The organism is Streptomyces nymphaeiformis (assembly GCF_014203895.1).
Classification (GTDB): Bacteria; Actinomycetota; Actinomycetes; order Streptomycetales; family Streptomycetaceae; genus Streptomyces; species Streptomyces nymphaeiformis.
On record NZ_JACHJY010000002.1, the window covers coordinates 767,795 to 781,290 of the forward strand.

The window sequence follows — 13,496 nt, forward strand, 5'->3', positions numbered from 1 at the left end:
CTGCTTGCTCTTGGGCGGTTCCCGTGGCCCCTCGGCTCTCTCCAGTGCCTCGGAAGGGACTCGTCCGTCGCCCCTGGGAGGCGGGAGGGCCGCCGGCGGTGCCGGGCCGCGGCCAGGGGGCTGCGGACATCACCTGCCGAAGAAGACGCCGACGCCGCCCGAACCCGGCTTGGCGAGAACCTGACAGGTTTCCGCGCGTCACCGGAAGGGCGAGACGGGCTGGAAGTCGGTTGGACAGCCCTGCCGGCCGTCCACAGCGCTCGCGCCACAGCGTGTGCCCGACGCGGTCGCTCAGTCGTCGATGGATCCCAGCGAGTTGTCGTCCAGGCCGGCTGCCAGCCACTGCTCGACGGCGCTGATGTGGGTGGTCGCGGTGGAGACGGCGAGCAGCGTGTCCCGTGCCTCCAGTGCGCGGAGGATCTCCTCGTGGTCCCTGTGGGCGTTCTCCAGGGCGTGGCTGGTCCGGCTGCCGCGCATGATGCGCACGCGCTGGGTACGGGTGGAGAGCACGGACAGCAGCATGGACAGCACCGGGTTGCCGACGGCTTCGACGATCCTGAGGTGGAAGGCGATGTCGTGGGCGACGAACTCCTCGACGGTGGCCGCGGAGCGGCACTGGTCGAGGAGGTGCCGCAGTTCCGTCAGATCGTCCGGTTGCAGCAGGGCGGCGGCGAGTCCGGTGGCCTGCGGTTCGAGAAGCCTGCGGACCTGGAGCAGCTGCAGGGCGGTCTGCCCCTGGGAGACGTCGGCCGCGAAGGAGAGGCTCTCCAGGAGCAGGTGCGGCTCCAGGCTGGAGACGTACGTGCCGTCGCCCTGCCGGGTGATCAGGATCCGCATGGCGGTCAGAGCCCGGACGGCCTCGCGCAGCGAGCTGCGGGACAGGCCGAGCTGTTCGGCGAGGACCTCTTCCTTCGGAAGGCGGGAACCGGGTGCGAGTTCTCCGGTGACGATCATCGCCTTGATCTTGTCGATGGCCTCGTCGGTCAGTGCCACGAGCGTGTCTCCAAGCCGGGTGTGTACGGGGTGGCGGCTCCGCCCGCTGCGGGGCCGGGCGGAGCCGTTCGTGGGGTGAGGCTATTCCTGCTTCTCGCCGGAGGCGAAGCGGGAGATGACCAGGGCGACGATGATGATGAGGCCGTTGAGGAACTGGTTCCACAAGGGCGGTACCCCCGCCAGCGTCATGACGTTGACGACGAGCTGGAGGGTCAGTACACCCGTCAGGGCACCGAAGACCGACCCCTTGCCGCCGTTGAGGCTCACGCCGCCGATGACGGTCGCCGCGAACACCTGGAAGATCCAGCCGCTGCCCTGGGTCGCGGAGATGGAGCCGTAGTGGCCGCTGTAGAGGATGCCGGCGAACGCGGCGAGCACACCGCCGACGACGAGGGCGATCCACACGATCCGTTCGACGCGGATGCCGGCGGTGCGGGCCGCCTCGGGGTTGCCGCCGATGGCGTAGAGGGCCCGGCCGTGCCGAAGCCAGGCCAGCGCGCTGCCACCGATGGCGAAGAGCGCCGCGCAGACCCAGATCGCGGCGGGTACGCCGAGCCAGGACGCCTTGCCCAGATAGGTGAACGACGGCGGCAGGTCGATGATGGACTGGCCCTCGGACAGCGCGACCTGGAGGCCGCGCAGCATGGTGAGGGCCCCCAGCGTCACGATGAAGCCGTTGAGGCGCAGCTTGAGGATCAGGAATCCGTTGACGGCGCCGATCAGCGCGCCGACGAGCAGGCACAGGGGTACGGCCGTCCACTCGGGAAGGAGCCCGAGACCGCTGAACCGGCCTCCGCTGGTGGGCAGGACCAGCCAGACGGCGACGAGGGGAGCGACACCGATGGTCGACTCCAGGGAGAGGTCCATCCGCCCGCAGATCAGGATGAACGTCGTGGCGAGGACGAGCAGGCTCAGCTCGGTGGACTGCTGGGCGACGCCGATGAGGTTGTCGGCGGTGAGGAAGGCCGGCGAGACGATGAATCCGATCAGGCCGAGCACCAGGATGGCGGGGACGAGGGACAGCTCGCGGAAGCGGCCGAGGTCGACGCGGCGACGCACGGGGTCCGCTGCGGCCGGCTCCGTCGCGCTCGTCGCGGGCTCGGTGAGATCTGTGGTGGCGGACATGACTACCTTCCGTGCTTGTCGGTGCCGGACGCAGGGGATGCGGTGCCGGGGGCGGCGACGCCCTCGATCGCGGCGACGACGTCCTCGTCCTTCCAACCGCGCGGGAACTCGGCGACCACCCGTCCGTGGAACATGACGACGACCCGGTCGCACACCTTGAGGTCGTCGAGCTCGTCGGAGACGATCAGCGCGGCCTTGCCGCTGTCGGCGACCTGTCGGATCCTGCCGAGCAGGAACTCCTTGGACTTGACGTCGACACCGTTCGTGGGCCGGATGGCCACCAGGACGTGGGGGTCGGTGGCGAGGGCGCGCGCGACCACGACCTTCTGCTGGTTGCCACCGGAGAGGGCGGAGACGGGGGTGGCGGCGCCCGGGGTCTTGATGTCGAGATCCCGGATCATGCGCTGGGCGAAGACCTTCGTCCGGGAGGGCAGCACCGTGCCGAACGGGCCGAGCTGATCGGTGACGGTGAGCGTCGCGTTCTCCGCCACGCTGCGGTCGTTCACCAACCCCTGGAGATGGCGGTCCTCGGGGACCAGACCGACCCCGGCGGCGAGGGCGGACGGCACGCTGCCGGTGCGTACGGTCCTGCCGCCGGCCGAGATCCTGCCGCCCCTGGCGCGATGCAGACCGGCGACGGCCTCGCCCACCTGCACGTTGCCGCTGGCCGCTGAACCGGCGAGCCCCACCACCTCGCCCGAGCGGACCGAGAGCGACAGCTCCTCGCAGGCACCGGGCAGCGTCAGCGCGTCGATCGTCAGCAGTTCCGCCGAGTCGGCCGTCACCGCCGGAGCCCTGCCCTCGGCCACGGGCGTGACGGAGGCGGACTCGCCGGTCATGGCCTCGACCAGCGCTTGGTGGCCGAGCTCGGCCACCGGCGCGGTGAGGACGTGCGCCGCGTCGCGGTAGACCGTGACGGTGCTGCAGAGGTCGTACACCTCTTGCAGGTGGTGGGAGATGAAGAGGAAGGCGACGCCCTGCTCCTGGAGGTCGCGGAGCTTGTCGAAGAGGCGGCCGATGCCACGGGCGTCGAGCTTGGCGGTCGGTTCGTCGAGGATGATGAAGCGGGCGCCGAAGGACAGTGCCCGGGCGATCTCGACGAACTGCCGCTGCTCGACGGTGAGGTCCTTCGCCCGTGCGGCGGGGTCGACTTCCACCCCGTACTCGCCGAGCAACTCCTCCGCGCGGACCCGGAGCTGCTTCCATCGGATGCGCCGCAGCGGTCCGGCGCTCTGCCGGTTGAGGAAGAGGTTCTCGGCGACCGTGAGGTCGCCGATGACCGTGGAGTGCTGGTAGACGCAGGCGACGCGGGACCGCCAGGCGTCGATGTCGCCGAGGGCGGGTGCCGGTGCGCCCGAGAAGCGCAGGGATCCGGTGTCGGGTCGCTGGAGTCCGGTGAGGACGGACACGAGCGTCGACTTGCCGGCGCCGTTGCGTCCGACCAGGGCGTGCGACTCGCCCGCCGCGACGCTGATGCGGGCGTCGCGCAGGGCGACGGTCGCGCCGAACCGTTTGGTGATGCCGGTGGCCTCGGCCACCGGGGCCGGATGCCCGGGGCCCGTCGCCGGGGCGGTCGCGGTGTCCGCCATGGTGGATACCGTCCTTCGTGTGCGGATGCCGGGGTGCTGGGGAACGCGGGGAGCGGTGCGGGGAGAGGGCGATGTCACCCTCTCCACCGCGGGTGTCGGCGGTCAGCCGACGTTGTTGCCCCACAGGGCCTTGTCCTCGACGTTCTCCTTGGTCACCAGCGGAGCGGGCAGCTGGTCCTCCAGGCCGTTCGGGATCTTGACGATGGTGGAGCCGTGGTCCGTCGCACCCGGCTGGAAGGTCTTGCCCTCGGTCGCTGCCTTGGCGTAGTACAGCGCGTACTTGGCGTAGAGGTCGGCGGGCTGGGAGACGGTGGCGTCGATCTGCCCCTTGCGGATCGCGTCGAACTCCTGCGGGATGCCGTCGTTGGAGATGATCGAGATGTGGCCCTTCGCGCCGGCCGGCTTCAGCAGCCCCTTCTGCTCCAGGAGTGCCAGCGTCGGCTGCAGGAAGACGCCGCCGGCCTGCATGTAGATGCCGTTCAGATCCGGGTTCTGGGCGAGCAGCGACTGGAGCTTCGCGGAGGCCACGTCGCCCTTCCAGTCGGTGGGCAGCTCGAAGACCTTGATCTTCGGGAACTTCGTCTTCATGCACGCGGCGAACGCCTCGGAGCGGTCGCGCCCGTTGATGGAGTCCAGGGCGCCCTGCAGTTCGGCGACCTTGCCCTCGCCGTTCAGCTGCTTGCCGAGGAACTCGCAGGCCTTGGTGCCGTACGCCCGGTTGTCGGCCCGGACCACCATGTAGACGTCGCCCTTGTCCGGCCGGGTGTCGACGCTGACCACCGGGATCTTCGCCGCCGACAGGGTGTCGAGGGTCGAGGCCACGGCTCCGGTGTCCTGGGGCGCCATGACGACGGCCTTGGCCCCGGTGTTCTGGAACACCTGCACGTTGGCGACCAGCTTGGTGACGTCGTTCTGCGAGTTGCTCAGGGGCAGCGTGTGGACACCTCCGGACGCGATGTCCTTGTTCAGGTACTGCGCGTAGGAGTTCCAGAAGTCGGAGTCGGAGCGCGGCAGGTCGATGCCGATGGCGGGCTTGCCGCTGCCGGAGGCGGCCGAGTCCGCGCCCTCGCGGTTGCACGCGGTGGCGAGGGACAGCGCCGCGAGGACGGCGACGGCTGCCGTGGCGGTGGAACGGGTGCGAGCGAGCTTCATGACCGTGTTCTCTCCTGAGCCGGGGCGGGGGAGCCGCAGAGCGAGGGTGGGAGGTGGCGGATTCGCCTGCCGGGGAGGGCGAGCCCGCCGTCCGGGCGGAGGGCGGCCCGGCGCGTGGCGTGCGGGACCGTGCCCGGGGAAAGGCACGTGAGGTCCAGCCGGTGGCCGAGGCTTCGGAGGCGAGTGGATGCGGAGGCACCTCGCATTCCTCCGATGTATCCCGGACGTCGAGGACGTTACGACGGTGTTGCCGACGTTGACAAGGGTCCGCTCACAACGATTTACCGGACGTCAGGCCTGGAGTTCCGAGATACATCGGATGTATCCGTTGCGGGTCCCGCCTCCTTGTGTCTACAGTCGCGCTGCCGCCATACCTCCGATGACCGTGTCCGAAGCCTGAGGACGCGGGCCGTCGAAGACACCTGCGGTCGACCTCCTCGACGAACCAGCCATGGCAAGGGAGTTGTCCTGTGAAACTGCTACGTGTCGGTGCCCCCGGTGAGGAGCGGCCCGCCGTCCGCACCGACGACGGCCGGCTGCTCGACCTCTCCTCCGTGGCCTCCGACATCGACGGCGCCTTCCTCGCCTCGGGCGGTCTCGACCGGGCTCGTACGGCGCTGGCGGAGGGATCGCTGCCCGAGCTGGACCCGGAAGGACTACGCATCGGGGCACCCGTCGCCCGCCCCGGCAAGGTCGTCTGCGTCGGCCTGAACTACCGGGACCACGCCGCCGAGACCGGCGCGCCGCTCCCCTCGCGACCGGTCGTGTTCATGAAGGACCCCGGCACGGTCGTGGGCCCGTACGACGAGGTGCTGATCCCCCGCCGCTCGGTGAAGACGGACTGGGAGGTCGAACTCGCCGTCGTCATCGGCCGCCGGGCGCGCTACCTCGACGGGCCGGCCGCCGCGCGAGCCGTGATCGCGGGATACGCGGTCAGCCACGACGTGTCGGAGCGCGAGTTCCAACTGGAGTACTCGCCCCAGTGGGACCTGGGCAAGTCCTGCGAGACCTTCAACCCCCTCGGCCCCTGGCTCGTCACCGCAGACGAGGTCGGAGACCCCCAGAACCTCGGACTCCACCTCAGCGTCAACGGTGTGAAGCGGCAGGACGGCCACACCGGCGACATGATCTTCCCGGTCGACCACATCGTGTCGTACCTCAGCCAGTACATGGTCCTGGAGCCGGGCGACGTCATCAACACGGGCACGCCCGCCGGCGTGGCCCTCGGCCTGCCCGGCACCCCCTTCCTGACTCCCGGCGACACCGTCGAGCTGTCCGTCGACGGGCTCGGCAGCCAGCGCCAGACCTTCGGCCAAGCGTGAAAGGCACCCCCTTGACTGCAACTCCCGCCCGGATCACCGCGGTCGACACCTTCGACATCCGCTTCCCGACCTCACGGGAGCTGGACGGCTCGGACGCGATGAACCCGGACCCCGACTACTCCGCCGCCTACCTGATCCTGCGCACCGACGCGGCCGACGGGCTCGAAGGACACGGCTTCACCTTCACCATCGGACGCGGCAACGACGTCCAGGTCGCCGCCGTCGACGCGCTGCGGCACCACGTGGTGGGACGCCCCGTGGCGGAACTGTGCGCCGACCCGGGCTCCCTCAGCCGTGACCTGATCGGAGACAGCCAGCTGCGCTGGCTCGGCCCCGAGAAGGGCGTGATGCACATGGCGATCGGCGCCGTCGTCAACGCCGTGTGGGACCTCGCCGCCAAGCGCGAGGGCAAGCCGCTGTGGCAGCTGCTCGCCCACGCCGAGCCGGAGTGGCTGGTCTCCCAGGTCGACTTCCGCTACATCGCCGACGCCCTCACACCCGAGGAAGCCCTCCACCTCCTCAGCGAGGGGCGCGCAGGGATCGCCGAACGCGAGGCGGCGCTGCTGGAACGCGGCTACCCCGGCTACACCACGTCCCCGGGCTGGCTCGGCTACTCCGACGACAAGCTCACCCGGCTCGCCCGGCAGGCGGTCGCGGACGGCTTCACCCAGATCAAGCTCAAGGTCGGCGCCGACCTCGACGACGACATCCGACGACTGCGCACCGCACGTGCCGCCGTCGGCGCCGGCATCCGCATCGCCATCGACGCCAACCAGCGGTGGAACGTGAACGAGGCGATCGACTGGACCGGCGCCCTCGCCGAATTCGACCCGTACTGGATCGAGGAGCCCACCAGCCCCGACGACATCCTCGGTCACGCGACGATCCGCAAGGCCGTGACACCGGTGAAGGTCGCCACGGGCGAGCACGTCCAGAACCGTGTCGTCTTCAAGCAGCTCCTGGAAGCCGGCGCCATCGACGTCCTCCAGATCGACGCCGCCCGGGTGGGAGGCGTGAACGAGAACCTCGCGATCCTGCTGCTCGCAGCCAAGTCCGGTGTGCCGGTCTGCCCGCACGCCGGCGGGGTGGGGCTGTGCGAGCTGGTGCAGCACCTGTCGATGTTCGACTACCTCGCACTGTCCGGCACCACGGAGAACCGCGTGATCGAATACGTCGACCACCTCCACCAGCACTTCACCGACCCCGTGGTGATACGCGACGGCCACTACGCCGCGCCGCTCGCCCCCGGCTTCTCCGCCGCCATGCGGGCGGAGTCCATCGCCGAGTACCGCTACCCGGACGGAACGTTCTGGGTCGCCGACCGCACCGGACAGGAGAACGCGGCATGACCGAGCTGTCAGGCCTCAGGGCCGTCGTCACCGGCGGCGCTTCCGGCATCGGACTGGCCACGGCCCGCGCGCTGGCCGCGCGCGGCGCGGCGGTCGCCGTGCTCGACCTCGACCCGGCCGGCGTGCCCGAACCGGTGCTCTCCCTCAAGGCCGACGTCGGGGACGACGCCTCGGTACGCACGGCTGTGGACACCGCCGCCGCGCGACTGGGCGGGATCGACATCCTCGTCAACAACGCGGGCATCGGCGCCGCCGGGACCGTCGAGGACAACGACGACGAGCAGTGGCACCGCGTCCTGGACGTCAACGTCGTCGGCATGGTCCGCACCACCAGGGCCGCCCTGCCTCATCTGCGCCGATCCGCACACGCCGCCGTCGTCAACACCTGCTCCATCGCGGCCACCGCCGGGCTGCCGCAGCGGGCCCTGTACTCCGCGAGCAAGGGCGCCGTACTGTCCCTGACCCTCGCCATGGCCGCGGACCACGTCCGCGAGGGCATCCGGGTCAACTGCGTCAACCCCGGCACCGCCGACACGCCCTGGGTGGGCCGGCTCCTGGAAGCCGCCGAGGACCCCCGGGCCGAGCGCGCCGCCCTCGAAGGCCGCCAGCCCATGGGCCGACTGGTCACGGCCGAGGAGGTGGCGGCTGCCATCGTGTACCTCGCCGGTCCCGCCGCGGCCAGCGTTACCGGCACCGCACTCGCGGTCGACGGCGGCATGCAAGGGCTGCGCCTGCGCCCGGCGGTCCGCCAGTGAGGACCACCACCGCGGGCGGCGATGCCCTCCGGGGCTCACGCCTGGCGCTGGGCTGCGCCGCCCTCGGCAACCTCTACGAGCCGGTGAGCGACGAGACGGCCCGCGCCACCGTCGACGCCGCCTGGGACGCCGGCGTCCGCACCTTCGACACCGCACCCCACTACGGTCTGGGCCTGTCGGAGCGGCGCCTGGGGGCGGCCCTGCACGGCCGCCCCCGAGACGCGTACACCCTCTCCACCAAGGTGGGCCGCCTCCTCGTGCCCGACGCCGAGGGCCGCGCCGGCGACGACCTCGCCCACGGCTTCGCCGTTCCGGCGACCCACCGTCGAGTCTGGGACTTCAGCGCCGACGGGGTGCTGCGCTCCCTGGAGGCGAGCCTGGACCGCCTCGGCCTCGACCGTGTCGACCTCGCCCTCCTGCACGATCCTGACGACCACGCCGAGCAGGCCCTGCGCGAGGCGTACCCGGCCCTTGAGCGGCTGCGCGCCGAAGGCGTGGTCGGGGCGATCGGCGTCGGGATGAACCAGTCCGCGCTGCCCGCCCGCTTCCTGCGCGAGACCGACATCGACGTGGTCCTCCTCGCCGGCCGCTACACCCTGCTCGATCAGGACGGGCTCGGCGAGCTGCTGCCGGAGGCGGCCGCCCGCGGTCGTGACGTGATCATCGGAGGCGTACTCAACTCCGGCCTGCTCACCGATCCGAGACCGGGTGCCACGTATGACTACGCGCCCGCCCCGCAGCCTGTGCTCGACCGTGCCCTTCGGCTCCTGGAGATCACCGGACGCCACGGCGTCCCGCTGCGCGCCGCCGCCCTTCACTTCCCGTTCGGTCACCCCGCCGTCGCAAGCGTCCTGACGGGCGCACGGTCCCCCGAGGAGGTGCGCGACACCGTGGAGCAGCTGCGCCGGCCGGTCCCGGACGCGCTGTGGGACGAACTGCGCGCCGAGGGTCTCCTCGCGGCGGGTGTCCCCGTTCCCCACGCCGCACCGTCGAAGGAGGAGTCATGAGGGTCGCCCTGCACACCAGGGTCCGCGCCGACCGCGTGGAGGAGTACGAGGCGGCGCACCGCGAGGTGCCCGAGGAGCTGACCGACGCCATCCGCGCCGCCGGCGTGAGCGAGTGGACGATCTGGCGCAGCGGCACCGATCTGTTCCACGCACTCGAGGTCGACGACTACGCGGCGATGATCGCCGCGCTCGGGAGGCTGCCCGTCAACATCGCCTGGCAGGTGCGGATGGCGGGACTCCTGGACGTCGCCCACGACTACTCCGCCGAGGGAGCGGAAGCCTCGCTGCCGGTGGTGTGGCAGCTGTGACCACCCCCTACCCCGAGCTCCGCGTCGTCGATGCCCACCACCACCTCTGGGAGCTGTCCGTACGCGACCAGGACTGGATCTCCGGACCCGAACTGGCTTCGCTGCGGCGTGATTTCACCCTTGCCGACCTGGAGCCCGAGGCCCGCGCGGCCGGAGTCGTCGCCACCGTGCTGGTGCAGACGATCACCGTGCCGGAGGAGACCCCGGAATTCCTGTCCCTGGCCGCGCGCAGCGACCTGGTCGCCGGTGTGGTCGGCTGGACCGACCTGACCGCCGCCGACGTCGCCGACACACTCGCGAGCCTGCGAGGAGGACCGGGCGGCGACCATCTGGTCGGCATCCGTCACCAGGTGCAGGGAGAACCTGACCCTCGCTGGCTCACCCGCCCCGACGTGCTGCGCGGTCTCGCCGCGGTCGCCGAGGCCGGGCTCGTCTACGACCTCGTGGTGAAGCCCCATCAGCTGGAGGCCGCGACGGAGGCCGCCGCACTCCTGCCGGGACTCACCTTCGTCCTCGACCACCTGGGCAAACCGCCCATCGGATCCGGTGAACTCGCCCCCTGGACCCGGCGGATCCGACGGCTCGCCTCCCTGCCCAACACCGTCTGCAAACTCTCAGGCATGGTCACCGAGGCCGACTGGGACTCATGGACCCCGGACGACCTCGCGCCGTACGCCGACACGGTCCTGGACGCCTTCGGGCCGGAGCGGCTGATGTACGGATCCGACTGGCCCGTCTGCCGTCTCGCGGCGACCTACGCCGAAGTCCTCGGCGCCGCACACGCGGTGACGGCGCGGCTCGATCCGGCGGAACGCCACGAGGTCTTCGCCGGAACCGCCACGCGGACCTACGGGCTGACCGTCATCGGATCCCCGGGTACGCCGAAGGAAGCACCGTGCGCATAGCCCTCTTCATCACCTGCTTCAACGACACGATGTTCCCCCGTACGGGCCGCGCGGTCACCGCACTCCTCGAGCGCCTCGGCCACACCGTCGAGTTCCCGCAAGGGCAGACCTGCTGCGGCCAGATGCACTTCAACACCGGCTACCGCCCCGAGGCCCTGCCCCTGGTGCGCCGCTTCGCCGAGGTCTTCGCGGGCTACGACGCCGTCGTCGCCCCTTCCGGATCGTGTGCCGGCATGGTGCGCGGCCACCACCGCGTGGTGGCCGCCCAGTACGGGGACCCGGCCCTCGCCGAGGCGGTCGATCGGGTGGTGCCGACGGTGTACGAACTGTCGGAACTCCTCGTCGACGTGCTCGGCGTCACCGACGTCGGGGCGTACTTCCCACACCGCGTCACCTACCACCCGACCTGCCACTCGCTGCGCATGCTGCGGGTCGGCGACCGGCCCCTGCAGTTGCTGCGCGCGGTGAAGGGCATCGACCTCGTCGAACTGCCCGACGCCGGATCCTGCTGCGGCTTCGGCGGCACCTTCGCGCTGAAGAACGCGGACGTGTCCAACGCCATGCTCTCCGACAAGATGCGCCATGTCCAAGACACCGGCGCCGAGTTCCTGTGCGCGGGTGACAACTCGTGTCTGGCGCACATCGGCGGCGGACTCTCCCGCCTCCGTACGGGCGTCGGAACCCTGCACCTGGCCGAGATCCTGGCCGCCACGGAAGGACACACACGGTGAGCGGTGCCGACAACGTCGTGTGGCTGGGCGCCCCGGCCTTCCCCGAAGCCGCGCGCGGAGCGCTCGCCGACACCCGGTTGCGTGCGAACCTGCGCCGGGCCACCGGCACCATCCGGGACAAGCGGCTGGCGGTCACCGCCGAACTCGAGGACTGGGAGGAGCTGCGGGAGACGGCCGCGGCCGTCAAAAGGCACACGCTCCGTCACCTGGACCACTACCTCCTGCGCCTGGAGGAGGCGGTGACCGCGGCGGGCGGAACGGTGCACTGGGCCGCCGACGCCGCGGCGGCCAACCGCATCGTGACCGAGCTGGTCCGGGCGACCGGCGAGCGTGAGGTCGTCAAGGTCAAGTCGATGGCCACGCAGGAGATCGGACTCAACGAGGCGCTCGCCGACGCCGGCATCCGCGCCTATGAGACCGATCTCGCCGAACTCATCGTGCAGCTGGGAGACGACCGCCCCTCACACATCCTCGTGCCGGCCATTCACCGGGGCCGCTCCGAGATCCGGGAGATCTTCCGACGGGAGATGGGGGAGTGGGGCAGGCCGGCACCCGACACGCTCACCGACGACCCGCGCGATCTCGCCGAGGCCGCCCGTCTCCATCTGCGGGAGAAGTTCCTCCGGGCCAAGGTCGCCGTCTCCGGAGCCAACTTCGCCGCCGCCGACACCGGCACGGTGGTGGTCGTGGAGTCGGAGGGCAACGGGCGGATGTGCCTGACCCTGCCGGAGACCCTGATCACGGTCATGGGCATCGAGAAGGTCCTGCCCGCCTTCGCCGATCTGGACGTCTTCCTCCAGCTGCTGCCGCGCTCCTCGACCGGCGAGCGCATGAACCCGTACACCTCGCTGTGGACCGGCGTCACCGACGGAGACGGGCCCAGCAGCTTCCACCTGGTACTGCTCGACAACGGCCGCACCGCCACCCTGGCCGACGAGGTGGGCCGTCAGGCGCTGGCCTGCATCCGCTGCTCGGCGTGCCTCAACGTGTGCCCGGTCTACGAGCGCACCGGCGGTCACGCCTACGGCTCCGTCTACCCCGGGCCGATCGGCGCCGTCCTGACCCCGCAGCTCGTCGGCGTCGAGAACGCCGCCTCGCTGCCCTTCGCCTCGACCCTGTGCGGTGCCTGCTACGACGCCTGCCCCGTGAAGATCGACATTCCGGAGGTGCTGGTCCACCTGCGAGCCGAAGTCGTCGAGGCCGAGCGGCGGAGTCGGCTGCTGCCCACCCCGGAGGCGCTGGCGATGAAGGCCGCGAGTGCCGTCCTGTCCTCGCCGAGGCGGCTCGCCGCTGTCCAGAGGCTGGCCGTCCTCGGGGCCCGCCTGCTGTCCCGCGACGGCCGGATCGGCGCGCTGCCGGGGCCGTTCGCCCGCTGGTCCGGCACCCGGGACACACCCGTGCCACCCCGGGAGTCGATGCGGGCCTGGTGGCGCCGTACGAGGACGGGCACGCGAGACGAAGGCCGTACGGAGACCGAAGGGAAGGAACGACGATGAGTGATCGTGAGGCCGTGCTGGGCGCGGTGAGGGTGGCGCTGGCCGGCGTGCCGGACTCCGAGAGTCCCGACGACGCTCCTTCGCGTGGTCCCGGCGCCGACCACGCGGGGCCGGACGTCGTCGGACTGTTCGCCGAGCGCGCCGCCGAGTACCGGGCCGTGGTGGTCCGGGTGGCGGCGGCCGACGCCGCCGCGGCGGTCGGCCGCGCGTTGGCGCGTACCGGAGCGCGGTCCGTGGTCGTGCCGCCCGGATTTCCCGCGGATCTGCTCCCGGAGGGGTCGTGGACGTGGCTGGCGGACGCGCCGCCCCTGACGGTCGGCCGACTGGACACCGCGGACGCCGTGGTCACCACCGTCGCCGTCGGTATCGCCGTCACCGGCACGGTGGCCCTCGACCACGGCCCCGGTCAGGGCCGCAGGGCACTGACCCTGCTGCCGGACCAGCACGTCTGCGTGATCAGGGCGGACCGGATCGCCCCCGACGTGCCCGAGGCGCTCGGCCTGCTCGACCCGTACCGACCGCTGACGCTGGTCTCGGGGCCTTCGGCCACCAGTGACATCGAACTGGACCGGGTGGAGGGCGTGCACGGGCCGAGGATTCTGGACATCGTCGTGATCGAGGACGAGAGACCGCATTAAACCTCCGATGTATACCCCCATGTGCGGTGTCTCGCTGCCGAGTTGAGGGTGTCATGGGTGGTGCACGACTCTAGACATCGGATCTCTTGCGCCGCAAAGATGACGACGCCTTCGGCGAAAGCCGTT

The 13,496-nt window shown here is 71.1% G+C and carries 13 protein-coding genes; 9 read left to right on the plus strand and 4 right to left on the minus strand.

What is annotated here, in order from left to right:
- Window positions 1-291: 291 nt before the first annotated feature.
- The 4 genes from GGE06_RS09155 to GGE06_RS09170 form a co-directional block, all read right to left on the minus strand.
- Entirely contained in the window at window positions 292-993 is a 702-nt protein-coding gene (locus GGE06_RS09155) for a FadR/GntR family transcriptional regulator (RefSeq protein WP_116157000.1), read from the minus strand.
- An 81-nt stretch (window positions 994-1,074) separates the two neighbouring features.
- Window positions 1,075-2,118, minus strand: coding sequence for an ABC transporter permease (locus GGE06_RS09160; RefSeq protein ID WP_093877969.1), 1,044 nt, complete (start codon window positions 2,116-2,118; stop codon window positions 1,075-1,077).
- A gap of 2 nt (window positions 2,119-2,120) precedes the next feature.
- The gene (locus GGE06_RS09165; RefSeq protein WP_116156999.1) at window positions 2,121-3,707 is read right to left on the minus strand and encodes a sugar ABC transporter ATP-binding protein; all 1,587 of its coding nucleotides are present in this window, start codon (window positions 3,705-3,707) and stop codon (window positions 2,121-2,123) included.
- Between the two features lie 102 nt (window positions 3,708-3,809).
- Window positions 3,810-4,859 carry a sugar ABC transporter substrate-binding protein gene (locus tag GGE06_RS09170; protein WP_116156998.1) on the minus strand — a complete coding sequence of 350 codons (1,050 nt, stop codon included), beginning with the start codon at window positions 4,857-4,859 and terminating at the stop codon, window positions 3,810-3,812.
- Window positions 4,860-5,329: 470 nt separating this feature from the next.
- Between GGE06_RS09170 and GGE06_RS09175 the strand changes: the two genes are divergently transcribed.
- Genes GGE06_RS09175 through GGE06_RS09215 form a run of 9 tightly spaced genes read left to right on the plus strand, consistent with a single transcriptional unit; the run spans window position 5,330 to window position 13,370 of the window.
- Window positions 5,330-6,181 carry a fumarylacetoacetate hydrolase family protein gene (locus GGE06_RS09175; RefSeq protein ID WP_093877972.1) on the plus strand — a complete coding sequence of 284 codons (852 nt, stop codon included), beginning with the start codon at window positions 5,330-5,332 and terminating at the stop codon, window positions 6,179-6,181.
- 11 nt (window positions 6,182-6,192) lie between these two features.
- Window positions 6,193-7,530, plus strand: coding sequence for an L-fuconate dehydratase (locus GGE06_RS09180; RefSeq protein ID WP_184930482.1), 1,338 nt, complete (start codon window positions 6,193-6,195; stop codon window positions 7,528-7,530).
- Window positions 7,527-8,285: an SDR family NAD(P)-dependent oxidoreductase gene (locus GGE06_RS09185; RefSeq protein WP_093877974.1), complete on the plus strand. Its 759-nt coding sequence runs from the start codon at window positions 7,527-7,529 to the stop codon at window positions 8,283-8,285. The genes GGE06_RS09180 and GGE06_RS09185 overlap by 4 nt, the downstream gene beginning before the upstream one ends.
- On the plus strand, window positions 8,282-9,292 hold the full coding sequence (locus GGE06_RS09190; RefSeq protein WP_116156996.1) for an aldo/keto reductase: 1,011 nt from the start codon (window positions 8,282-8,284) through the stop codon (window positions 9,290-9,292). The genes GGE06_RS09185 and GGE06_RS09190 overlap by 4 nt, the downstream gene beginning before the upstream one ends.
- Window positions 9,289-9,600, plus strand: a complete 312-nt coding sequence (locus GGE06_RS09195) for an L-rhamnose mutarotase (protein WP_184930483.1) — start codon at window positions 9,289-9,291, stop codon at window positions 9,598-9,600. The genes GGE06_RS09190 and GGE06_RS09195 overlap by 4 nt, the downstream gene beginning before the upstream one ends.
- Entirely contained in the window at window positions 9,597-10,505 is a 909-nt protein-coding gene (locus GGE06_RS09200; RefSeq protein WP_184930484.1) for an amidohydrolase family protein, read from the plus strand. Before GGE06_RS09195 ends, GGE06_RS09200 begins: the two co-directional genes overlap by 4 nt.
- Window positions 10,496-11,236 carry a (Fe-S)-binding protein gene (locus tag GGE06_RS09205; protein WP_116156993.1) on the plus strand — a complete coding sequence of 247 codons (741 nt, stop codon included), beginning with the start codon at window positions 10,496-10,498 and terminating at the stop codon, window positions 11,234-11,236. The genes GGE06_RS09200 and GGE06_RS09205 overlap by 10 nt, the downstream gene beginning before the upstream one ends.
- Entirely contained in the window at window positions 11,233-12,732 is a 1,500-nt protein-coding gene (locus GGE06_RS09210) for a LutB/LldF family L-lactate oxidation iron-sulfur protein (RefSeq protein ID WP_184930485.1), read from the plus strand. Before GGE06_RS09205 ends, GGE06_RS09210 begins: the two co-directional genes overlap by 4 nt.
- Window positions 12,729-13,370 carry a LutC/YkgG family protein gene (locus GGE06_RS09215; RefSeq protein ID WP_184930486.1) on the plus strand — a complete coding sequence of 214 codons (642 nt, stop codon included), beginning with the start codon at window positions 12,729-12,731 and terminating at the stop codon, window positions 13,368-13,370. The genes GGE06_RS09210 and GGE06_RS09215 overlap by 4 nt, the downstream gene beginning before the upstream one ends.
- Window positions 13,371-13,496 lie beyond the last annotated feature (126 nt).

Coding starts and splice junctions, on each gene's coding strand:
- GGE06_RS09195 (WP_184930483.1), top strand. CDS start 9,289: ATGAGGGTCGCCCTGCACACCAGGGTCCGCGCCGACCGCGTGGAGGAG.
- GGE06_RS09160 (WP_093877969.1), bottom strand. CDS start 2,118: ATGTCCGCCACCACAGATCTCACCGAGCCCGCGACGAGCGCGACGGAG.
- GGE06_RS09215 (WP_184930486.1), top strand. CDS start 12,729: ATGAGTGATCGTGAGGCCGTGCTGGGCGCGGTGAGGGTGGCGCTGGCC.
- GGE06_RS09185 (WP_093877974.1), top strand. CDS start 7,527: ATGACCGAGCTGTCAGGCCTCAGGGCCGTCGTCACCGGCGGCGCTTCC.
- GGE06_RS09170 (WP_116156998.1), bottom strand. CDS start 4,859: ATGAAGCTCGCTCGCACCCGTTCCACCGCCACGGCAGCCGTCGCCGTC.
- GGE06_RS09165 (WP_116156999.1), bottom strand. CDS start 3,707: ATGGCGGACACCGCGACCGCCCCGGCGACGGGCCCCGGGCATCCGGCC.